We start from the raw sequence: 21655 nt of genomic DNA, 5'->3' as shown, positions 1-21655 counted from the left end.
TGCAAAGTGAGTAAAACAAAAGAGTCTGACCATTGGCCAGACTCTTTCTTTATATGTTTGTCTTTCTTTAGAAAGCGTTAATTCCTGTAATATCTAAACCAGTGATTAACAAATGAACGTCATGTGTTCCTTCATAAGTAATCACAGACTCCAGGTTAGCAGCATGTCTCATCATTGGGAATTCACCCATGATTCCCATTCCACCAAGGATCTGTCTTGATTCTCTGGCAATTTCAATAGCCATATTGACGTTGTTACGTTTAGCCATAGAAATCTGAGCCGGAGTTGCTTTGTGGGCATTTTTAAGATTTCCTAACTGAAGACATAGTAACTGAGCCTTTGTAATCTCTGTTAAGAATTCAGCCAGTTTTTTCTGTTGAAGCTGGTAAGAACCGATTGGCTTTCCAAACTGCTTTCTTTCCTTAGCGTATTGAACAGCAGTACAGTGGCAGTCAATGGCAGCACCGATTACTCCCCATGAAATTCCGTATCTGGCAGAGTTAAGACAAGATAAAGGCCCCTTCAGTCCTGTTACTCCAGGAAGAAGGTTTTCTTTCGGAACTTTTACGTCATTGAATACCAATTCTCCGGTTTTTGAAGCTCTTAAGCTCCATTTATTGTGAGTTTCAGGAGTGGTGAAACCTTCCATTCCTCTTTCAACAATCAGTCCCTGTACTTTTCCTTCTTCATTTTTTGCCCATACCACAGCGATATCGCATAGAGGAGAGTTAGTGATCCACATTTTAGCCCCATTCAAAAGATAATGATCTCCCATATCTTTAAAATACGTTTCCATAGAACCTGGGTCAGAACCGTGATTAGGTTCTGTCAATCCAAAAGATCCGATCATTTCTCCCGCAGCAAGCTTAGGAAGATATTTCATTTTCTGTTCCTCAGAACCGAATTCATTGATAGGAAACATCACCAAAGAGCTCTGAACCGAAGCAGCAGAACGTACTGCAGAATCTCCTCTTTCCAATTCCTGCATAATAAGACCATAAGAAATCTGGTCTAATCCTGAACCGCCATACTCAACCGGGATATAAGGTCCCAGTGCTCCGATTTTCCCCAATTCTCTCATAAGATTAGGTATATCTGTATGATTTTGAGCGGCATGATCAATCTGCGGCATTACAAAACTTTCAACCCAGTCTCTTACAGATTGGCGGATGAGTTTGTGTTCTTCAGTAAGTAAAGCATCAATTCCATAATAATCAGGGATGCTTGTAAGAGGATAATATGACATGATTTTTTGATTTGGTTAAAAGTAACATTTTTCGTGGTGTCTTGAAAATTTTTTTGAAAACTTATATTTCAGTTGGTTTTCAGACAGATAATGCTCTTTTTATTTGTTTATAAGATAAATTCTGTGTTTTAAGTCTCCTCATCATTGGATATAGGATACTGATTGGTAGAATTGTGGACCTTGCTTTTAAATTTATACAGATAGGGCGCTTTATTGGCTGAGCCATCATACAATTTTTCCAGTCTGTCAAGAATATTTAAACTTAAAATTTTACGCTGGAAATTATTTCTTCTGAATTTCTGTCCTAAAATAGTTTCATAAAGAGACTGAAGATCTTTCATCGTAAACTTTTCGGGAAGCAGATTGCTGGCCGCTACCTCTGTATTGATGTTCATCCGCAGATATTCTAACCCTGTTTCTATGATTCGGTCATGATCAAATGCCATCTTAGGCAGATTGCTTACTTCAAACCATTCACAGCTTTCATTGAAGGCATCAGGGAAAGTATTGGCCATTGAAAAGTCAATAAGGCTGCAATAGCCTACCGTGATGAATCTTTGAAAGATCCAGTGATCTTCAGGTACCTCAATTCCTTTGTTGTTGAGAAGGATCTGATGAACATTATTCTCTGTACGGTCTATTCTTCCGAACGTATGAAACTGTTTCAGAAATATATCTTTAAGATGTGTTCTTTCAAATAAAACCCTTGCTGCGGCTTCCCTTAAATCTTCATCATTGAAAACAAAACCACCTGGAAGTGACCATAAGTCAAGATCGTGATACTTTAAAAGCAGGACTTTCAAAATATTATTATGAAAGCCGAATATAGTACAGTCAACAGATATATGGGCAACAAAATCTTTGGTATCAATAAGTTCCCGAAGTGTTTCTTTACTTTTTGTGTCTTTGATTTTCATGGCTGTAAAAATAAAACTATTTTCTTTTTGAAACGTTAAAAAATACCAAACTAGTCACAAAAAGAAGAATTACGAAAGATAAGATATATATTGGATAAAAATTTAATAATTGTTTTTCGAACAGAACTGCCATGATAATCGAGCTTACAGAGCTGCCCAGTGAGGAAAAAATAACAATAAGAGAGGTGAATAAGTTTACTTTTTCCTTGTCCATCTGTGCAATCATTTTTGAATTGATGACAGGGTAGAGTGGTGACAAAAATAAACCGATCACCGGAAATAAGAAGAGAATTATCTTTGAATCTGCTGAATCAAAATACTGCACACCTACAATAATTGCCAATAAAGAAATGATAAAAGCCATACATGAAAGATAGTAGCCCGGCAATGAAAATCTTCGGATAATATTGGCTGTTACTGTTCTTCCCACATAAGAAAATACCGCCAGAAAAGATGTTGCCTGAAGGGCAAAAAATGAATTGACTTTCAGATGATTCTTATAAAAAGAGGGAAGCCATGAGTTGAATCCCTGCTCTACAAAAACGATAAAAAATATAACCCCAAGAAATAATGTTATAGAAGGAGTTACAAACCCTGAAAGTTCAGAGAATACACTTGTGTTTTCCAAAGGTTTGGCCTCAGAAATTGTAATTTTTGATAATAGGAATATTGTTAATGCAGATAAGAAAGCAATTAATAAAAAACAAAATTTCCAATATTCAGAGTATTCACTGGATACCACCCATCCAAAACAGGTATTAACTACAAAGATTCCGATCATAAATGAAGCTTCTACACTGTTCATCGTCTTTGCCAGCGATTTTTCATCCGAAATATTATTCCTGATAATTCCAAAAACACAAATTTTACCAATGGCAAAACAGGCTCCAATGATGGCAAACCATAATTTGAAAAACCAGAAAACTTCTATAAATGGCAGCAGACAAGAACAAAAGCCAACAATTATCAAAGCCGAAATCAGTGCTTTTTTTGTTCCCGTTTTGTTAATGAAACTTACTGCAAAAAGAGAAATAAAAGCGATGGGCAAGTCTTTAAATGATTCTAAAAAACCCAATTCTCCATAGGTGATTTTCTCTTCAGACAGCTGCAGAATGATCAATCCCATACAGTTCAAAACCATTGAAAAAATAAGAAAGGTGAGTTTTAACGGAAGAGAAATTTTAGAAAGCTTGATGATCATTTTGGGAGACTTCTTTATTGTTTTTTTGTGAAAATTTATGAAATATTGATGCGAAGATAGGGCTTCTAACCCTGAAAAATAAAAGAAAAATTAAAATATTTATGAATAGAATGTTAATTAATTGAAAAAAAATATATTTTTATTGTCTCAATTTGAGAATTAAACAATAACTGTATATGAATGTAAGAATATCACGAAGCGTAGGAGTGGTTGCCGTCCTCTATTTTACGGCCAACTTCAGTGCCCAGACCACCAAGGCGAAGGACACAATTGCTAAAGAAAACAAAATAGACGAAGTTGTAGTGATTGGCTACGGTACTCAGAAAAAGAGTAATGTGACAGGTGCTATAGCAAGTATTAAAGCCAGCGATATTGAGAATATTCCATCCGGTAAGCCAGAACAGGTATTACAAGGAAGGGCTGCCGGAGTTTCTGTAGTGACGAACTCAGGACAGCCTGGAGCTGCTGCTACTGTACGTGTAAGGGGTATTACCAGTTTTGGTGCAGGAAGTAACAGTCCTCTATGGGTAGTAGACGGTATTGTAGTAGACAATATCGGATGGCTTAACCAGTCGGATATAGAAAGTATTGAAGTATTAAAAGATGGTGCTTCATCCGCAATCTACGGTGTTTCTGCTGCAAAAGGAGTAATCCTGGTTACTACTAAAAAAGGAAAAAAAGGAAAACTGACCCTTTCGTATAATGGGTTTTATGGTTTTTCAAATGCTTCAAAAAAGCTGGATCTTCTGGATGCTACACAATATGCTAAAATTATCAATGAAGGTTTTGTAAATGATGGAGGAACTCCTAGATTTACTAATCCGGAATCATTTGGAAAAGGAACCGACTGGCAGGATGCTATTTTCGGGACAGGTGAAAAATCTTCTCACGAAGTAAGCATTACAGGAGGTAATGAAAAATCAACATACTATACATCATTTGGATATTTTGACCAGACGGGTATTGTAATGAGTGATATTTCCAATTACAAAAGAATTAATGCCAGATTCAACTCAACCCATAAAGTTACTGATTACCTGACGATAGGTCAAACCTTTGCTTATACACACGTAAAATCTCAGGGAGTAAGTGCCAATGAGGAATTTGGAGGTCCATTGGCTTCAGCAGTTAACCTGGATCCTATCACTCCGGTAGTGGTAACAGACTGGTCAATGGTAGATCCAAGCGGCTATACCAATCCTTACATCATCCGCGATTCTGAGGGACGCCCTTATGGAATTTCAAGATATGTAAACAATGAAATGACCAACCCTCAGGCTTTCCGCCACTTACAGCAGGGGAATTATAACTGGTCAGATGATTTCGTGGGAAATGTTTTTGCCGAACTTAAGTTTCTGGATCACTTCACCTTCAAAACAAGTTTAAATGGTAAGAAATCCTATTGGGGAAGCCGTACTTTCACCCCGAAATACTATTTAAGCCCCAATTTTAACAATACCAGCTTCAACAGCCTGAATAAGGTAGACGAAAATAAGTTTGAGTGGAGCATGGAAAATACATTAACCTATCAGAATAAGTTTGGTGATCATAATATCAACATTATGATAGGACAGGGAGTATACCGATACAACATCGCTGGCGGAGCTAGTCTGACATACAGTAATCTGCCTATTGATAACTGGCAGGATGCTTCTTTCAATTTTAATATTCCTCAGGATAATATTACTGCAACAGGATGGGATGGGATTCAAACCCGTAAAGCATCTTATTTTGGTAGAATTATTTATGATTATGCAGACAAATATTTATTTACAGGAACAATTCGTAGAGATGGTTCTTCAAAGTTTGCAACGAATCAGCATTGGGGAACTTTCCCGTCAATGTCCTTAGGATGGAATGTTCATAAAGAAAACTTCTGGCCGGAGAATAAAGTAGTAAATAACCTGAAGTTGAGAGGAGGTTATGGAGTATTAGGAAATGATGAAATGGATAACTTCAGATTTGCAAGTTTCATGGTTTCTGGAAGTAATTATACCAACTCCAGTAATAATATTATCATTGGTTATGCACCAAGTACAATGGAAAATCCCAACCTGAAATGGGAGCAGACAAGTCAGCTGAACATTGCTGCAGACTTAAAATTATTCAACAACTTTACCCTGACCGCAGACTGGTACAAGAAGAAAACAACCGATATCCTTAGACAAATCAATATTCCTGGTTATGTAGGGGTTCCTAACCTACCTTGGTCAAACGTTGGAGATATGGAAAACACAGGTGTTGAACTTGAATTAGGTTATAAAAAGAACTGGGAAGATTTCACCATCTCGGTGAATGGTAACTTTGCTACCATAAAAAACAAAGTTCTTAGATTAGAGGATGATATTGAATACTTCAACCTGGCTTCTTTCCAGACCATGGGAGCTGTATCCAGAGTAGCAGTAGGGCAGCCTTACGGATCATTTTACGGGCAGACTTATAGCGGGGTTTTCCAGAATCAGGCACAAATTGATAATTACGTAAATGCCAATGGAGTAAAATTACTACCTGATGCAAAACCTGGAGACTTTATCTGGCAGGATAATAACGGAGATGGGAAAATTGATGATAATGATAAAGTAAACTTAGGAAGCTCTATTCCAAAATATACTTTTGGACTTACCGTGAACATGAGCTATAAGAATTTTGACCTGATGATGTTTGCACAAGGGCAGGCTGGTAACAAGATTTTCCAGGGGTTGAGAAGATTAGATATTCCTGATGCGAATTACCAGACAAGAATCTTAGACCGATGGACAGGTGAAGGATCTACCAATGATAATCCGAGAATTACCCGTAATGACCCTAATCATAACTATTCATGGATGTCTAATTATTATCTTCAGAAAGGAGATTATGTACGTTTGAAAATTGTTCAGTTAGGCTATACCATTCCTCAGGATGTTACTAAACGCTTTGGAATGAGTAAAGTAAGGCTATATATCACAGGAGAAAACCTGCTTACTTTCACGAAATATACCGGATATGATCCGGAAATTGCAGGAAGAAACAATTCTGAGCAGGATATTATCGGGGTAGACAGAGCGTATTATCCTCAAGCCAGAACATTCCTGATAGGAGCTAATATTCAATTTTAATGACCAACAAAATGAAAAATAAGAATTTTATATATAAAGGACTTGCCGTTGCGTTTCTGACAGGTCTTAGTTTTACCAATATAGGTTGTAGTGATTCCTATCTGGATGATGTACAGAATTCAGGATCTTTTAATACTGATCTGTATTTTCAGAATGAGCAGCAGTCTTTTAGTGCACTGATTTCCGTATATGATGTTTTAAGAAAATATTCCAGCGGATTCGAGAATACAGTTACTTTCTTTAATGCAGGATCTGATGACTTTTATTCCGGTGGTGGAAGCTCAAATGATGGTGCGGGTATCCAGGGATTGAACAATTATATGATTAACCCGAATACGATGCCTGCCAGCTACTGGAAAGATTATTATCAGGGAATTGCACGTGCGAACCTCCTAATAGAAAGAGTTCCGGGAGCAAATATGAATGAAGATCTTAAAAAGAGATATATTGCAGAAGCCAAAGTTCTCCGTTCTTTATATTATTTTGAATTATTAAGAATGTTTGGAAATATTCCTTTAATTCTTAAAACCATAAAGTTTGATGACGATTACTGGAATATTCCACAGGCTAAGCCTAGTGATGTTTATACGCAGATAGAAAGTGATATACTCGCTGCTATTCCTGACCTGATGATGACACCTAGTATCAGTGATAAAGGACGTATCACTCAGGGAACGGCCAGAGCTATATTGGGTAAAATTTATCTTTATGATAAAAAAATGCCTCAAGCAGCGGCTCAGTTTGCCGAAGTAAATGGCACACCGGGAGGGACCAGCCAGTATGGATACAAGCTTGTAGCAGATTATGCAGATTTATTTAAAGTTGCTCTGGAAACTGATCAGGATCCGAATAAATACAAATTCTTATCAGAATCTATCCTTGAAATAATGCATACCAACAAAGGAAGTTCCGACTGGGGGTTCTGGGGACAGGGAAAAGATGAAGGAAACTCCATCAATGTAATGGTTGGCCCTCGTTCTTACTCACTGAAAAATGTCCCGGGTAATAATGCACCAGATATCTATTCAGGATGGGCATTTAATACTGTAACAGAGAATTTTGTAAGTTTTATGCAGGGAGATCCAAGACTGGATGTAACGGTTTTCAATGCAAAAAAACTGGTGACAGAAGGTAAAGTCACTTATGCTCCTGCTTTTGCAGATACAGGATATTTCCTTAATAAATATTTACCTACGAATGCTTTAAAAAGCTCACTTCCAGGTCCGGCTGAGCTGAATTTCAGACAGAATTATATTGCTATAAGATTAGCAGATACTTATCTGATGGAAGCAGAAGCTTTAGGTGGTGCAGGGGCAAGAGCCCAGGCTTTATTAGATGCCGTAAGAACAAGAGTAGGCTTACCATCGGTTCCGGTTTCTTTACAGGCTATTAAAGATGAAAGAAGAAGAGAGCTCGCAGGAGAAGGACACAGATGGTTTGATCTTGTCAGATGGGGAGATGCTCCTTCTAAGCTTGCCTTCAAGGGGTTTAAAGCCAATAAAAATGAAATTCTTCCAATTCCTTTCAATGAATTGCCGAATACAGCTTTAAAACAAAATCCTGGTTACTAACACATGAAGTTTCACAACTTATATAGTTTCTTTAGAGGTGCCGCACTACTTAGTGGTGTGGCCCTTTTTTCTTTGTCGTGTACTTCAGTAGCATCCAATAAGGGAAATGAAGTGCAGTACTGGCTTACAAAAGGTGATGAAAGTGTAAAATTACAGCAGCAGACCTCGGTTAAATTTGTAAATAATACCAATAGCTTCCAGAATATTGAAATTGATGATTCTCAAAAGTTTCAATATGTTGATGGCTTTGGCTATACATTAACAGGAGGAAGTGTTGAGGTAATCAACAGATTGTCGCCTTCCAAAAGAAAAGCGCTGCTTAACGAACTCTTTGGAAAGGATAAAAATTCAATCTCCATCAGCTATTTAAGACTTAGTATTGGTGCTTCCGATCTTGATGGCGAAGTATTTTCATACGATGATCTGCCTGAAGGACAGACTGATCCCTCTCTTTCAAATTTTAGCCTGGCAAAAGATAAAGCGTTGATTGCTATGCTGAAAGAAATTCTGACGATCAATCCTTCTATTAAAATCATTGCTGCACCGTGGTCAGCTCCGGTATGGATGAAAGACAATGGGAAGTCAAAAGGAGGAAGTCTGAAACCCGAATTTTATGGAACATATGCCCAATATTTTGTAAAATATATCCAGGGAATGAAAAAGGAGGGTATTATCATTGATGCAGTAACCCCTCAGAATGAACCTCTACATCCGGGAAATAACCCGAGTTTGTATATGCCGTCTGAGCAACAGGGAGATTTCATTAAGAACCATCTTGGTCCGGTTTTTAAAACCAACGGAATCACTACCAAAATTGTTGTCTACGATCATAATTGCAACAAACCTGAATATGCTATTGATATTTTAAAAGATTCTGAAGCTAATCAGTATATAGACGGATCTGCTTTTCATTTGTACGAAGGAGATATTTCTGCATTAAGTACGGTACATGATGCTTTTCCAAACAAGAATCTATACTTTACCGAACAATGGACCGGTTCAAAAGGAACTTTTACCGAAGATCTGAACTGGCACACCAAAAATGTAATCATAGGTTCTATGAGAAACTGGAGCAAAATTGCTTTAGAATGGAATCTTGCCAACGATCCAAAATTTGCCCCACATACAGAAGGCGGGTGTACAGAATGTAAAGGAGCCATTACAGTTTCCGATAGCGAAAACTTCACAAGAAATGTTTCCTACTATATTATTGCCCATGCTTCGAAATTTGTTCCGGCAGGATCTCAGCGTATTGCGTCCACACAGACGGATAAGCTTTCAACTGCGGCTTTTAAGACTCAATTTGGGAAAATAGTTTTAATTGTGCAGAACGATAGCCCTTCAGATGAGAATTTTAATATTAAATTTGCCGGGAAAACCGCTGCTGTAACAATTTCAGGACGTTCTACAGCAACCTATATTTTTTAATTTGATACTATGAAAAGAGTTTATTTCTTACTGGCATTTTCCGCATTGGGATTGAATGCTTACGGACAAAAGACAATTGATCAGAAAGTAGCAGAATTGCTGTCTAAAATGACCCTTGAAGAAAAAGTAGGGCAGATGGTCCAGTACAGTGGGTTTGAATATGCTACAGGGCCTCAGAAATCTAATTCAGCAGCCGTTTTGGAAGAAATTAAAAAAGGTAAAGTAGGTTCTATGCTGAATGTGGTAGGGTCAGAAGAAACCAGATCATTCCAGAAACTGGCGATGCAGTCAAGGCTGAAAATTCCTCTATTGTTCGGGCAGGATGTTATCCATGGATATCGCACCACATTTCCGGTGAACCTGGGACAGGCGGCAAGCTGGGATATGGGAATGATAGAAAAATCGGAAAGAATTGCCGCTACAGAAGCTGCTGCTTATGGTATTCACTGGACTTTTGCTCCCATGGTGGATATTGCCAGAGATCCCAGATGGGGAAGAGTAATGGAAGGTTCCGGGGAAGATACCTACCTTGGAACAAAAATAGGATTAGCAAGAATCAAAGGATTTCAGGGCAGAGGTTTAGGAAGTCTTGATGCGGTAATGGCCTGTGCAAAGCATTTTGCAGCATATGGAGCCGCTGTAGGTGGAAGGGATTACAATTCTGTAGATATGAGTCTCAGACAGTTGAATGAAACTTACCTTCCACCATTCAAAGCCGCAGCAGAAGCAGGAGTAGCTACTTTTATGAACTCTTTCAATGATATCAACGGAATTCCGGCCACGGCCAACAAATATATTCAGAGAGATCTGCTAAAAGGAAAATGGAACTATAAAGGTTTTGTGGTTTCAGATTGGGGAAGTATTGGAGAAATGGTTCCTCACGGTTATGCCAAAGATGCTAACGAAGCCGCAGAAAGAGCAATACAAGGAGGAAGTGATATGGATATGGAAAGCCGTGTCTATATGGCAGAACTTCCAAAGCTGGTGAAAGAAGGGAAAGTAGATCCAAAACTGGTAGATGATGCAACGGGAAGAATTTTAACCAAAAAATTTGAAATGGGCCTTTTCGATGATCCTTACCGATTCAGTAATGAAAAGAGGCAGAAAGAACAGACCGATAATCAGGAGAACAGAAAATTCGGAAGAGAATTCGGATCAAAAAGTATTGTTCTTCTTAAAAATCAGGGAAATATTCTTCCCCTCTCAAAAACGGTAAAAACAGTTGCCCTGATCGGACCTTTCGGTAAAGAAACAGTGGCAAATCACGGATTCTGGTCTATTGCATTCAAAGACGATAATCAAAGAATTGTTTCACAATTTGACGGAATTAAAAATCAGCTGGATAAAAACTCTACTTTATTATATGCTAAAGGCTGTAACGTTGATGATCAGGATAAAAGCCAGTTTGCAGAAGCCGTTGAAACAGCAAAAAAAGCGGATGTTGTTATTTTGACATTGGGAGAAGGTCACGCGATGAGCGGAGAAGCAAAAAGCAGAAGTAATATTGGGTTTACAGGCGTTCAGGAAGATTTGTTGAAAGAAATTGCCAAAACAGGTAAACCAATTATTCTGATGATCAATGCCGGAAGACCTCTGATTTTCAACTGGGCATCAGACAATATTCCTGCCATCATGTACACATGGTGGTTGGGAACTGAAGCAGGAAACTCTATTGCAGATGTTCTTTTCGGTACTGTGAATCCAGGTGGGAAACTTCCAATGAGCTTTCCGAGAACAGAAGGCCAGATTCCCGTGTATTACAATCATTATAATACAGGAAGACCGGCAAAAAATAATACAGACAGAAACTATGTTTCCGCATATATAGACCTTGATAATGATCCGAAATATCCGTTTGGATATGGCTTAAGCTATACAGATTTCAAATATTCTGATATGGTTTTAAGCTCTGCAAGCCTTACAGGAAATCAGACCCTGAATATCAGTGTTACCATTTCCAACACAGGGAAATATGATGGTGAAGAGGTTGTTCAGCTTTATATCAGAGATCTTTTAGGGAAAGTAGTAAGACCGGTAAAAGAGTTGAAAGGATTCCAGAAAGTATTCATCAAAAAAGGAGAAAGTAAAAAGATAGATTTTAAGCTTACCCCGGAAGATTTGAAATTCTTTGATGATAATCTGAATTTTGACTGGGAAGGAGGAGAATTTGATATTATGATTGGAACCAACTCTCAAAATGTGCAGACCAAAAGAATTAACTGGACGAAATAAAATTCAATTCAATAGGAGCGGGTTTTAACCCGCTCATTAAAACGTCAGAAAAATGGCTTTAGCCAAAACTTAAAACCTAATACACATGAATTTCAAAGCTAAAAATATCATCAAAATATGTGCAGCAGGAGCTTTCTTCTTTTCTGTTTTGAATTGTGTTTCCCATAAACCTGATTCTCACAGAACCATGATCTGGAGTGATGAATTTAATGGTAAAGGACTTCCGGATTCATTAAAATGGAATTATGATACCGGAGGAAGCGGTTTTGGAAATGAAGAAGCTCAGTTTTATACCAAAAACAGGCTTGAAAATGCCAGAATGGAAAAAGGAAATCTGATTATTGAAGCCAAAAAAGAAAACTGGGAAAACAAAAAATATACTTCCGCAAGACTTTTAACCAAAGGAAAATTTGCTTTTCAATATGGAACCATAGAAGTAAGAGCAAAGCTTCCCAAAGGTCGAGGAACCTGGCCGGCAATCTGGATGATGAGTGAGAATATGAAAAAATGGCCGGATGATGGTGAATTGGATATTATGGAACATGTAGGATACAACCAGGGATTTATACATGCTTCCGTCCATACTAAAAAATACAACCATATTCAGGGAACACAGAAAACAGATACTTTGTTTGTAAAGGATGCCAGCGAAAAATTCCATGTCTATAAAGCAGACTGGACCCCGGAAAAGATTGACGTTTACATAGATGACCAGAAATTTTTCACCTATGAAAATAAAGAGGAAAATAAAGAGGCATGGCCTTTTGACAGACCTTATTTTATCATTCTAAATCTTGCTGTAGGAGGATTTTGGGGTGGAAAAGAAGGGATTGATGATACTATTTTTCCACAGAAGTATTACATAGACTACGTGAGAGTCTATCAAAATAAATAATGAAAATGAGGACAAGAGGTCCAAAAACAGAAAAAAAAATCATGAGAAAACTAATTGTAAGTTGTTTTGTAGTAGGCGTTGTCATCAATGTCAGTGCGCAGAATTATTGGAAAAAGAATGCAGGAAAAACAGCTAAGGTGATCCTTACTAACTCGAAAGCGGATGAGAAGATGGTGGATAAAGGAGCCGTTAAATTTGAACAATTTGGACAACCCAAAGAAACAGAAGCCTGTATTTTTGTGGCTCCCCATTTTAAATATCAGAAACTTATAGGAATTGGTGGTGCTATCACAGATGCATCTGCAGAGACTTTTTATAAAATGCCAAAGAATAAACAGAAGGAAATCCTGGATGCTTACTTTGGAAAAAATGGGTTGGGATACACAGTTGTCCGTACCAACATGAATTCCTGTGACTTCTCCAGTGATTCTTACACTTATGTAGAAGATAATGACACTTCTCTGAAAACGTTCAACGTTGCTCATGATGAGAAGTATAAAATTCCGATGATCAAAGAAGCACAGAAAGCGATCGGAAATAATTTCACATTTTATTTCTCCCCATGGAGTCCGCCAGCCTGGATGAAGTCAAATAAAAGCTTGTATAAAGGCGGACGATTAGAAAATCAATACTACCAGACGTGGGCAGATTATTATATCAAATTCATCAAAGAATACGAAAAGAGAGGAATTAATATCTGGGGATTAACCGTTCAGAACGAGCCAATGGCTACCCAAAGCTGGGAATCATGTATCTACACTGCTGAAGAAGAAGGAGAATTCCTGAAAAAGAACCTTGGGCCAACCCTTTGGAAAAACGGATATAAAGATAAAAAAGTAATGATCTGGGATCACAACAGAGACCTTATCTACCAAAGAGCAACCACCACTTTAAGTGATCCCGAAACATCAAAATATGCTAGCGGAATCGGATACCACTGGTATGAAACATGGAATAATAAAACGCAGCTTTTTGATAATTTAGCAGAAACTCACAGAGCTTTTCCGGATAAATTTCTGGCATTCACTGAAGGGTGTAAAGAACAGTTCAGTATGGATAAGATCTATGATGTAAGTCTGGGGGAACTGTACAGCAAAAATATGCTGAATGATTTCAACAAAGGAAATGCTTTATGGACCGACTGGAATATTCTATTGGATGAAACCGGAGGACCTAATCATAAAGGAAATTTCTGTTTTGCCCCGATTATTGCAGATACCAAAACAGGAGAGGTGTTCTATACCTATGAATACTATTATATAGGCCACGTTTCAAAATATATCAAGCCGAATGCTCAGAGAATCGGCAGCTCATCCAACAGAGCCGCGCTTACATCTTCTGCTTTTATGAATGAAAACGGACAATTGGTAACTGTTATTATGAATGATTCAGACAATGATATTGAAACAAACCTATGGATTGAAGGAATGGCTGCCAAACTGAATGCTCCTGCACACTCTATACAGACCGTAATTTTATAATATCATATTAATATTATTTTTGACAGATCCGGCGGCCTCGAAGAGGCCGCCGGGTTTATTTTATACAGCTTATTCATTCAAATTAATTACTGAATTTTTCTATTTGAAAGACTTTTCTATTTGATTCCAAATGAAAATGGATGAGGTTCCGGATAATAGAGAAAAGAAAACCCATGAAACGGATTCATGGGTTTTCTTTTATGGTAAACGAAACTTTATCAGTTTGTTATTTTTTCGATGAATTATTATTCAGTATCATATTTACTGATCACTCTCTGAGTAACCCCTGAGCTGCTGAAACCTCCGTCATGGAATAGGTTCTGCATGGTTACTTTTTTAGTAAGATCAGAGAATAAAGTTACACAGTAGTCAGCACATTCAAGAGCTGTAGCGTTTCCTAGTGGAGACATATCTTCTGCATATCCAAGGAATCCTCCGAAACCTTTCACTCCGCTACCCGCAGTAGTCATTGTAGGAGACTGAGAAACTGTATTTACACGTACTTTTCTTTCTCCCCAATAGTTTCCGAAAGTTCTTGCAATGCTTTCAAGATAAGCTTTGTTATCAGACATATCATTATAATCCGGGAATGTTCTCTGAGCCGCGATATAAGTAAGCGCCAAAATACTTCCCCATTCGTTCATACAATCTTTTTCCCATGCTACACGCATTACTTTATGGAAAGAAACAGCGGAAATATCCCAGCCTTTTTCCAACCAGTCGTAGTTCATTTCTGTATAATGTTTTCCTTTTCTTACGTTAATAGACATTCCGATAGAGTGAAGGATAAAGTCAATTTTTCCAAATTTTGCAACAGCGGCATCAAAAAGTTTTTCAAGATCTTCTATAGAAGTAGCATCAGCACCTATTACTTCAGAACCTGTTTTTTCTGCTAAACCATTTAGTTCTCCCATTCTTAAAGCAATAGGAGCATTGGATAAGATAAATTCAGAACCTTCTTCATGGCATCTTTCAGCAACTTTCCATGCGATAGATTGTTCATTAAGGGCTCCAAAAATAATTCCCTTTTTGCCTTTAAGTAAACCGTATGACATAATTTTTTAATGTTTATTATAATACAAATGTAGCAATAATTGTGGTTATGACATAATAAAAAATGGAGCCTTATCAATTTAAGACTCCATTTTACTGAAAATATTTATATGACTGAAATACTAATTGGTTTTCTTATTCCATTCTGCCTTTACATCCTCTGCCGCATCTTTGGTTTTTTCCCATGCCTCATCTGCTTTATCCTTAATATCCTCCCAGGCATCGGATACATTAGCTTTTACCCTGTCAAGCCAGTCTTCCTGGCTGGCCTCCTGATCATTATTCCGCTTCTCATTGATATAATCTTTGGCCTTGTCTGCCAATTCATTGATTTTCCATTTGGTTTTATCTGCTGCATTCTGTAAAGAGTTTTCTACATTATTTACTGCATTTTCCGCTTTGTTATACTCTGAATTGTTCATAATATTATAAATTTGGTTAGGTATCAGTAATTAAACAATAACCATTCCTAAAACAGGATACCTCTGTTAAACTTTTCATAATCTTTTGTTATATTTTTCCAAATCAGTAGTATATTTAGTTGATAAAATTTGATAATTATGGAAACAATACGATGCGGATGGTGTGAAAAAGATGACCTCTACAGAAAATATCATGACGAAGAGTGGGGAAGACCTGTCTATGATGATGAAACAATATTTGAATTCCTGATCCTTGAAAGTTTTCAGGCCGGACTGAGCTGGTATACTATTTTATCTAAAAGAGAGAATTTCAGAGACGCTTTTGATCATTTTGATTATAAAAAGGTAGCAGTCTATTCAGAGGAGAAGATCGAAGAATTAATGAACAATCCAGGAATTATCAGAAACAGGCTTAAAATTCTGGCAGCAGTTACCAATGCTCAGCGATTTATGGAAATTCAGAAAGAATTCGGGAGTTTTTCCAACTATATCTGGAACTTTACGGGTGGGAAACCAATTGATAACAGTCCTGAGACTTTAGCTGATGTTCCTGCTACAACAGAAGTTTCTGATCTTATTTCTAAAGAACTTAAAAAAAGAGGGTTCAAGTTTGTTGGTTCTACAGTAATTTATGCCCATATGCAGGCTACCGGAATGGTAAATGACCACATCAGAAACTGCCTTGCCAGAAAATAACAGTTGTTTTTCATTCAGAATTCAGGGATATTTTTAATGAAGCTTTCGGGAACGGATTTCCTTGCGGACATTTTGCCAGCTATTTCTAATGATGAGATACAGTGGGAAAAAAGCCAAAGGAAGCGGTGTTATGCCATTAAAGCCTTTCTTTATTGTTACATAGATACAGGCTGCCACAAGTATTCCCATAATAATACAAAAGGAAATATGTGCTGCGGAACGTTTTTTTTCTTCTTTTGTAAGTTCCTCAATGGAGAGTTCTGAAAGTTTATTGTTTTCAGGTCGATTTGTGTTCTTCATGTTTAAGGGTTAGTTTTTAGTTGGGCTAAAATAATCAAATAATCAAAGCCTGAAATACAATCCGAAATAAAATGTATTTAATTTTTTTACTTCACCAATTATTCGATAAATATTTTAAACAAAAATATTGTGCACAAATTAAATAAATTATCTTTGTTGATTAAAAAAGAAGATGATCCCTTTATCAGAACATTTATGTTTTAAAACCTATGCGGTTTCCCGGTATATCACAGGTTTATATAAACCCTATCTGGATGAAATTTCATTGACCTATCCTCAATATCTTGTCATGATTGTTTTGTGGGAACACGGCGGAATGAATATCGGAAAGATTGGCGGGCACCTTCACCTGGACAATGGAACACTAACTCCACTCCTGAAACGTATGGAAAAAAACGGTCTGATTATCCGAACCCGCAGTTCAGAAGATGAAAGAGTTGTACTGATCAATCTTACAAAGGAGGGTGCGAAACTTAAAGATAAAGCGAGGCATATTCCTGAAGCTGTTCAGAGCTGTATGCATCTGAGCAATGAGGTAAAAAGCCAGCTGAAGAATTCTTTAGACGAAATATTATCAACTCAACCTGTATCTGAAATATGAAGAAAATAGGAATTATCGGCCATGGCTGGTTGGGAAAGAGAATAGCCTCTTCCTTATCCGGAAAATATACAATCTCTGCAACGACAACAACAGAAAATAAAGCCAGTGATTTGAATAGCAAAGGAATAAATGCTGTAGTGGCTTCTTTCCCGGATTATCAGTTGGCAGAACCCATTTCCCAATGGTCTGAAATTAAAGATATGGATGTTTTGATTATTACCATTCCGGTCTCTGAAAAAAGCTGCTGTGTGAGTTCTTTATATAACAGAATTCAGAATTTGTCAGTTTTTATCGGAAGCTTTAAAGGACAGATATTTCTGATGAGTTCTACAGGTGTTTACCCAGATCTTCCCAAAGAATTTACAGAAGAAGATGTTCCATTGGAAAGTGTGTCAGGAGAAAGAATGCTTAAAAATAAATATCCGCAGCTTAATATCTTGAGATTAGGAGGCTTGATGGGAGACAACAGACTTCTGAAAAATTATAATGTGGGAAATCTGGACCATGCAGTGAATCATATTCATTATGCTGATATCAGTGCCATTATCATAGAAATGATTGAAAGAAAAACAGAATCAAAACTCTATAATGTAACGGCTCCGATTCATCCGGCAAAAAGCCAGGTGATTAATGCACAGAAAAATATACCTGAAGGAGAGCATTTTGAAATAAAAGGGAAGAAGGTTTTATCGTCAAAACTGGTTTCAGAGCTGGAGTATACATTTCATTATCCGGATCCACGAACATTTCATCTATAGTTAATTATAGTATTTAATTGATAGTTACTTATAAAATTTCTTTTTAACACTTCTTTCACTTCGTAGGAATCTCTACGTTATTTTTAAAGTTTTGTATTTAGATTCCTACGGAATGACAAGGTGAGTGGTGAGTTCTATTCATCGTGAAAGGATCAAAACTCAGATTCAATAGAAACGGGCTTCAGTCCGTTTATCATTATAGAAACCTTCCAATGGTCTTAGCCAAAATATAAAAAACTCCGGAAAATATTTCCGGAGTTTTTATTTTATTGTAAACAGAATTAATTACTTAATAATTCTTTCCAATACCCAATCAATAAGGTTTTTCTCAGAAGCATGATGGTCTGCAGAGAACTCACCGCGTCTTCTGTTTGCAATAACGTTATTTACAGTAATTGCTTTATGGCCCAATAATTTTGAAAGAGCATAGATGGCAGAGGTTTCCATTTCGAAATTGGTGATTCCAAGGTCATTCAATGTTTCCAGGAATTTATCATCTACTGCTTTCAGACGAAGCTGTCTTCCTTGTGGAGCATAGAATCCTGGGAATGTTGCAGTATTTCCATGGTATTTGGCATCTTTGTAATAGTCACCCATTTCTTCAGCCCAGTCTGAGAAGTAAAGCATCGGCTTGATTTTTTCATAAGGGAATTTTTCAAGGAAGTTTTTAGAAAATTCATTTTCGAAGTTATAATCCTGATAAAAATGCATCAATCCATCTAATCCTACTACATTTTGAGTTACCAGCATATTGTCAACCTGTACATCAGGGTTTACACTTCCACAAGTTCCCATACGGAAAAGTTCAAGAGCTTTGTGCTCAGTCTTAAATTCTTTATTTTTAAGATCAATATTCACTAAGGCATCCAGCTCGTTCATTACGATATCGATGTTTTCAGTTCCGATACCTGTTGACATTACGGTAATTCTTTCTCCGCGAAGCGTTCCTGTATGCGTATAGAATTCTCTTTTATTTTTTTTGATCTCTACGGTATCAAAGTATTTTGAAACTTTCGCCACTCGGTCAGGATCACCTACAAGGATGATTTTGTCAGCAATATCTTCAGGTAAAAGATTCAGGTGGTATACACTTCCGTCTTCATTCAGAACAAGTTCTGAGGCAGCAAGTTTGTTTAGCATAATATGTATATTTTTTGTTTTTTTAATTAATCATAATGGCTTCTTTATAAGGAGATGCCATAACCTCGTAGATATCATTGTATTCTTCTACAATCCTTTTCTGGCCATTCATTACCTCATATACAGTAACAACCGTTTTTTCAATGTTTTTAGGATCTTTTCTCTGTGAAGTGATTTCGTAGAAATGATCGTCTTTTTTAAGAATAGAAATAAGTTCTTCCTTTGTTGAATTGTTGGAAGTCATCATTCCGGGAAATTCTGTTACAATATCTTTCAGATCCGTATAATTTTTATAGGGTTTTGTGACACCGTTGGAATACACATAAACATTGGGAATCTCTTTATCTTTTTCAAGGCGGATCAGGTAATAATCAGAACCTTTTTTCTCAGCGTATACAGCCATTTCCTGCGGCTTTCCGGACTGTTTTTCCGGTTGCTTTTTTTTCTGTGAAAATGCAGTCAGAGAAAGGAAACTTGCTGCAACAGCAAACCATAGTTTTGTTTTCATAATACTATTTTAGTTTTTTTGATGTGTTGAATTCAATTAAAAAAATCCTCGCCCAATAATCTCCCGCCATTATTTTTACCGGTATTTCGAAAAACCGTTTCCTTTAGAATAATGAATTTGATTTCGGGGTTTAAAATTAGTGAAAAATATGATATCAGAAATATAAACATTATTTAATCTGTTATTAAAACTGAGATAACATCAGATTGATACTTTTGCCGCTAAAAATTCATGAGATCTTATCCACTGCTTGTAATTGTCCTTTTGATAGGATTTGCAGTAATGTCTTTTAATCCTGTTTATAAAGGAAAAGAAAGCGAAAATACATTTGTCAATAAAGGGTTGTCCAACTTTAAAACCAAGCTTGAACAGCTGAAATCAGATGTTGATAAGTTCTCTGAAGACCGCATTTCTCTGCAAGAATTACAGAAATCACTGAGCAGTACAAGGAATTCATTCAAAGAAATAGAATTTTATGTGGCTTATCATTATCCTGAATTTACGAAAACTCATCTTAACGCTGCACCTCTTTTCCATATTGAAGCTGCAGGAACATCAGCATATACACTTCCTCCTGAAGGGCTGCAGGTACTGGATGAACTTATATTTTCAGAAGAAGCAGCCAATGAGAAAGAAAAGATCAAAACCATTACTACGTTTTTATACAACAGCTATTCCGGGTTTTATCTAAGTGCTTTAAAAAACGGCTTAAGCAAAGGCAACAACAAGACATTACCTTTACGTGTAGAGCTGATCAGGATCTATTCACTCGGAGTTACGGGTTTTGATACTCCCGGTTCATTGAATATTTCCGAGGAAACAATCCATGCTTTTTCAGGGATGCAGAAATACATTAATGACGATCCTTATTTTAAAAATTATAATACTGGTAAGGCTAATCAAATATTAACAGAAGCAATCAGCTACCTTTCAAAAAATACCGATTTTGAAACTTTTGACAGAATTGAGTTTTATAAAAAATATGTACAGCCTTTGTACGAAGAGCTCGGAAAATGGGACGGAAGACCTGATGATCTTAAAGAATTTTCCGGTTGGAATGTAGGAAACAAAAACTTTTTCAGCAGTGATTTTTTAGATCCGTATTTTTATACCTTATTGAAATCCTCAGAAGATAATCCGGAACTCCGAAACCTTGGAAAATCTATTTTCTATGATCAGAACTTAAGCGGTAACGAAAAGATGAGCTGTGCAACCTGCCACCTGCAGGAAAATGCTTTTACAGATCTTAAAGCCAGATCACAAAGCAATGTAGAAGGAAAAACGGTTTTGAGAAATTCTCCATCTTTGTATAATGCTGTTTTTGCCAAAAGATTTTTCTATGATCTTCGTGCTTTTTATCTGGAACAGCAGGCAGAACACGTTATTTATAATGAACAGGAATTCAATACAAGCTATGAAAATATTATTCAGAAGCTAAAAACAAAACCTGAATATAAAAAGGCTTTCCGTGCAGCTTTCAAGGATGGAAAGATCAGTAAAGAAAACTTTTCAAAAGCATTAAGTTCTTATGTAGCTTCATTATACTCATTTGACAGCGATTTTGACCGTTTTATGAGAAATGAAAAGAATGTTTCCGATGATGTGAAAAAAGGGTTCAATCTGTTTATGGGAAAAGCCAATTGTGCAACCTGCCATTTTGCGCCTCACTTTTCCGGATTGGTGCCGCCTTTTTTTAATGAAAATGAATCTGAAGTGCTGGGAATACCTACCAGACCAATCAAACAGCTTCCTGTGGAGCTTGATCAGGATCTGGGAAGAGGAAACAGTCCTGTAAAAAAAGAAAAATCATGGATTTATGATTACTCTTTCAAAACTGTTACAGTGAGAAATATTGCCCTTACCAAACCATACTTTCATAACGGAGCTTTCAATACATTAGAAGAAGTTCTTGACTTTTATAACGAAGGAGGCGGAGAAGGATTAGGATTAAAAATGAAAAACCAAACCCTTGCGCCGGATAAATTAAACCTTACCGAAACGGAAATAAAACAGATCATAGCCTTTCTGAATGCTCTTACGGATGTGAGTAAAGCGAAATAAGCGGGGTGAGAGTTACAGGGTTCGAGGGTGAGAGAGTTGGAGTGCTT

The 21655-nt window shown here is 37.0% G+C and carries 18 protein-coding genes; 10 read left to right on the top strand and 8 right to left on the bottom strand.

Features of this window, described 5'->3' with window-relative positions; genetic code table 11:
* Positions 1-67: 67 nt before the first annotated feature.
* The 3 genes from OL225_RS09870 to OL225_RS09860 form a co-directional block, all read right to left on the bottom strand.
* Positions 68-1246 carry an acyl-CoA dehydrogenase family protein gene (locus OL225_RS09870; RefSeq protein ID WP_047375331.1) on the bottom strand — a complete coding sequence of 393 codons (1179 nt, stop codon included), beginning with the start codon at positions 1244-1246 and terminating at the stop codon, positions 68-70.
* Between the two features lie 128 nt (positions 1247-1374).
* A complete protein-coding gene (locus OL225_RS09865) occupies positions 1375-2163 on the bottom strand; it encodes an NUDIX hydrolase (protein WP_264518120.1) in 789 nt (262 codons plus the stop codon).
* Positions 2164-2179: 16 nt separating this feature from the next.
* Positions 2180-3364: an MFS transporter gene (locus OL225_RS09860; protein ID WP_264518119.1), complete on the bottom strand. Its 1185-nt coding sequence runs from the start codon at positions 3362-3364 to the stop codon at positions 2180-2182.
* A 176-nt stretch (positions 3365-3540) separates the two neighbouring features.
* On the opposite strand from OL225_RS09860, the gene OL225_RS09855 reads away from it, so the two are divergent.
* From OL225_RS09855 to OL225_RS09830, 6 genes are all read left to right on the top strand, one after another.
* A complete protein-coding gene (locus OL225_RS09855; protein WP_264518118.1) occupies positions 3541-6462 on the top strand; it encodes a SusC/RagA family TonB-linked outer membrane protein in 2922 nt (973 codons plus the stop codon).
* A gap of 11 nt (positions 6463-6473) precedes the next feature.
* Positions 6474-8033 (top strand): RagB/SusD family nutrient uptake outer membrane protein, encoded by a 1560-nt coding sequence (locus tag OL225_RS09850; protein ID WP_047375820.1) that lies wholly within the window; start codon positions 6474-6476, stop codon positions 8031-8033.
* Positions 8034-8036: 3 nt separating this feature from the next.
* Positions 8037-9461 carry a glycoside hydrolase family 30 protein gene (locus tag OL225_RS09845; protein ID WP_264518117.1) on the top strand — a complete coding sequence of 475 codons (1425 nt, stop codon included), beginning with the start codon at positions 8037-8039 and terminating at the stop codon, positions 9459-9461.
* A gap of 9 nt (positions 9462-9470) precedes the next feature.
* The gene (bglX, locus tag OL225_RS09840) at positions 9471-11693 is read left to right on the top strand and encodes a beta-glucosidase BglX (protein WP_264518116.1); all 2223 of its coding nucleotides are present in this window, start codon (positions 9471-9473) and stop codon (positions 11691-11693) included.
* 85 nt (positions 11694-11778) lie between these two features.
* Positions 11779-12588 (top strand): glycoside hydrolase family 16 protein, encoded by an 810-nt coding sequence (locus OL225_RS09835; RefSeq protein WP_264518115.1) that lies wholly within the window; start codon positions 11779-11781, stop codon positions 12586-12588.
* 41 nt (positions 12589-12629) lie between these two features.
* Positions 12630-14069, top strand: a complete 1440-nt coding sequence (locus OL225_RS09830; RefSeq protein WP_264518114.1) for a glycoside hydrolase family 30 protein — start codon at positions 12630-12632, stop codon at positions 14067-14069.
* Positions 14070-14314: 245 nt separating this feature from the next.
* On the opposite strand, the gene OL225_RS09825 is transcribed toward OL225_RS09830, so the two are convergent.
* Both OL225_RS09825 and OL225_RS09820 read right to left on the bottom strand, forming a co-directional pair.
* Positions 14315-15124: an enoyl-ACP reductase gene (locus OL225_RS09825; protein ID WP_264518113.1), complete on the bottom strand. Its 810-nt coding sequence runs from the start codon at positions 15122-15124 to the stop codon at positions 14315-14317.
* A 120-nt stretch (positions 15125-15244) separates the two neighbouring features.
* Positions 15245-15544, bottom strand: coding sequence for a hypothetical protein (locus OL225_RS09820; RefSeq protein ID WP_047375318.1), 300 nt, complete (start codon positions 15542-15544; stop codon positions 15245-15247).
* Between the two features lie 138 nt (positions 15545-15682).
* Here OL225_RS09820 and OL225_RS09815 point away from each other — a divergent pair, with 138 nt between their 5' ends.
* Positions 15683-16240: a DNA-3-methyladenine glycosylase I gene (locus OL225_RS09815; RefSeq protein ID WP_264518112.1), complete on the top strand. Its 558-nt coding sequence runs from the start codon at positions 15683-15685 to the stop codon at positions 16238-16240.
* A 33-nt stretch (positions 16241-16273) separates the two neighbouring features.
* On the opposite strand, the gene OL225_RS09810 is transcribed toward OL225_RS09815, so the two are convergent.
* Positions 16274-16540: a hypothetical protein gene (locus tag OL225_RS09810; protein WP_047375314.1), complete on the bottom strand. Its 267-nt coding sequence runs from the start codon at positions 16538-16540 to the stop codon at positions 16274-16276.
* 172 nt (positions 16541-16712) lie between these two features.
* Here OL225_RS09810 and OL225_RS09805 point away from each other — a divergent pair, with 172 nt between their 5' ends.
* A complete protein-coding gene (locus OL225_RS09805; protein ID WP_047375312.1) occupies positions 16713-17141 on the top strand; it encodes a MarR family winged helix-turn-helix transcriptional regulator in 429 nt (142 codons plus the stop codon).
* A complete protein-coding gene (locus OL225_RS09800; RefSeq protein WP_264518111.1) occupies positions 17138-17899 on the top strand; it encodes a hypothetical protein in 762 nt (253 codons plus the stop codon). The genes OL225_RS09805 and OL225_RS09800 overlap by 4 nt, the downstream gene beginning before the upstream one ends.
* 285 nt (positions 17900-18184) lie before the next feature.
* Here OL225_RS09800 and OL225_RS09795 read toward each other — a convergent pair whose 3' ends face one another.
* Positions 18185-19039: a nucleoside phosphorylase gene (locus OL225_RS09795; protein WP_047375306.1), complete on the bottom strand. Its 855-nt coding sequence runs from the start codon at positions 19037-19039 to the stop codon at positions 18185-18187.
* A gap of 22 nt (positions 19040-19061) precedes the next feature.
* A complete protein-coding gene (locus OL225_RS09790; protein WP_047375304.1) occupies positions 19062-19547 on the bottom strand; it encodes a hypothetical protein in 486 nt (161 codons plus the stop codon).
* A gap of 231 nt (positions 19548-19778) precedes the next feature.
* On the opposite strand from OL225_RS09790, the gene OL225_RS09785 reads away from it, so the two are divergent.
* Positions 19779-21608: a cytochrome-c peroxidase gene (locus OL225_RS09785; protein ID WP_047375302.1), complete on the top strand. Its 1830-nt coding sequence runs from the start codon at positions 19779-19781 to the stop codon at positions 21606-21608.
* Positions 21609-21655: the final 47 nt, after the last annotated feature.

The sequence above is a fragment of the Chryseobacterium viscerum genome (assembly GCF_025949665.1).
In the GTDB taxonomy this organism is placed as follows: Bacteria; Bacteroidota; Bacteroidia; order Flavobacteriales; family Weeksellaceae; genus Chryseobacterium; species Chryseobacterium viscerum_A.
This window is presented reverse-complemented; position numbering and strand designations above follow the sequence as displayed.

What these genes read in the sequence shown, in the direction of transcription:
- OL225_RS09870 (WP_047375331.1), bottom strand. Translation starts at nt 1,246, where the DNA reads ATGTCATATTATCCTCTTACAAGCATCCCTGATTATTATGGAATTGAT.
- OL225_RS09865 (WP_264518120.1), bottom strand. Translation starts at nt 2,163, where the DNA reads ATGAAAATCAAAGACACAAAAAGTAAAGAAACACTTCGGGAACTTATT.
- OL225_RS09860 (WP_264518119.1), bottom strand. Translation starts at nt 3,364, where the DNA reads ATGATCATCAAGCTTTCTAAAATTTCTCTTCCGTTAAAACTCACCTTT.
- OL225_RS09855 (WP_264518118.1), top strand. Translation starts at nt 3,541, where the DNA reads ATGAATGTAAGAATATCACGAAGCGTAGGAGTGGTTGCCGTCCTCTAT.
- OL225_RS09850 (WP_047375820.1), top strand. Translation starts at nt 6,474, where the DNA reads ATGAAAAATAAGAATTTTATATATAAAGGACTTGCCGTTGCGTTTCTG.
- OL225_RS09845 (WP_264518117.1), top strand. Translation starts at nt 8,037, where the DNA reads ATGAAGTTTCACAACTTATATAGTTTCTTTAGAGGTGCCGCACTACTT.
- bglX (WP_264518116.1), top strand. Translation starts at nt 9,471, where the DNA reads ATGAAAAGAGTTTATTTCTTACTGGCATTTTCCGCATTGGGATTGAAT.
- OL225_RS09835 (WP_264518115.1), top strand. Translation starts at nt 11,779, where the DNA reads ATGAATTTCAAAGCTAAAAATATCATCAAAATATGTGCAGCAGGAGCT.
- OL225_RS09830 (WP_264518114.1), top strand. Translation starts at nt 12,630, where the DNA reads ATGAGAAAACTAATTGTAAGTTGTTTTGTAGTAGGCGTTGTCATCAAT.
- OL225_RS09825 (WP_264518113.1), bottom strand. Translation starts at nt 15,124, where the DNA reads ATGTCATACGGTTTACTTAAAGGCAAAAAGGGAATTATTTTTGGAGCC.
- OL225_RS09820 (WP_047375318.1), bottom strand. Translation starts at nt 15,544, where the DNA reads ATGAACAATTCAGAGTATAACAAAGCGGAAAATGCAGTAAATAATGTA.
- OL225_RS09815 (WP_264518112.1), top strand. Translation starts at nt 15,683, where the DNA reads ATGGAAACAATACGATGCGGATGGTGTGAAAAAGATGACCTCTACAGA.
- OL225_RS09810 (WP_047375314.1), bottom strand. Translation starts at nt 16,540, where the DNA reads ATGAAGAACACAAATCGACCTGAAAACAATAAACTTTCAGAACTCTCC.
- OL225_RS09805 (WP_047375312.1), top strand. Translation starts at nt 16,713, where the DNA reads ATGATCCCTTTATCAGAACATTTATGTTTTAAAACCTATGCGGTTTCC.
- OL225_RS09800 (WP_264518111.1), top strand. Translation starts at nt 17,138, where the DNA reads ATGAAGAAAATAGGAATTATCGGCCATGGCTGGTTGGGAAAGAGAATA.
- OL225_RS09795 (WP_047375306.1), bottom strand. Translation starts at nt 19,039, where the DNA reads ATGCTAAACAAACTTGCTGCCTCAGAACTTGTTCTGAATGAAGACGGA.
- OL225_RS09790 (WP_047375304.1), bottom strand. Translation starts at nt 19,547, where the DNA reads ATGAAAACAAAACTATGGTTTGCTGTTGCAGCAAGTTTCCTTTCTCTG.
- OL225_RS09785 (WP_047375302.1), top strand. Translation starts at nt 19,779, where the DNA reads ATGAGATCTTATCCACTGCTTGTAATTGTCCTTTTGATAGGATTTGCA.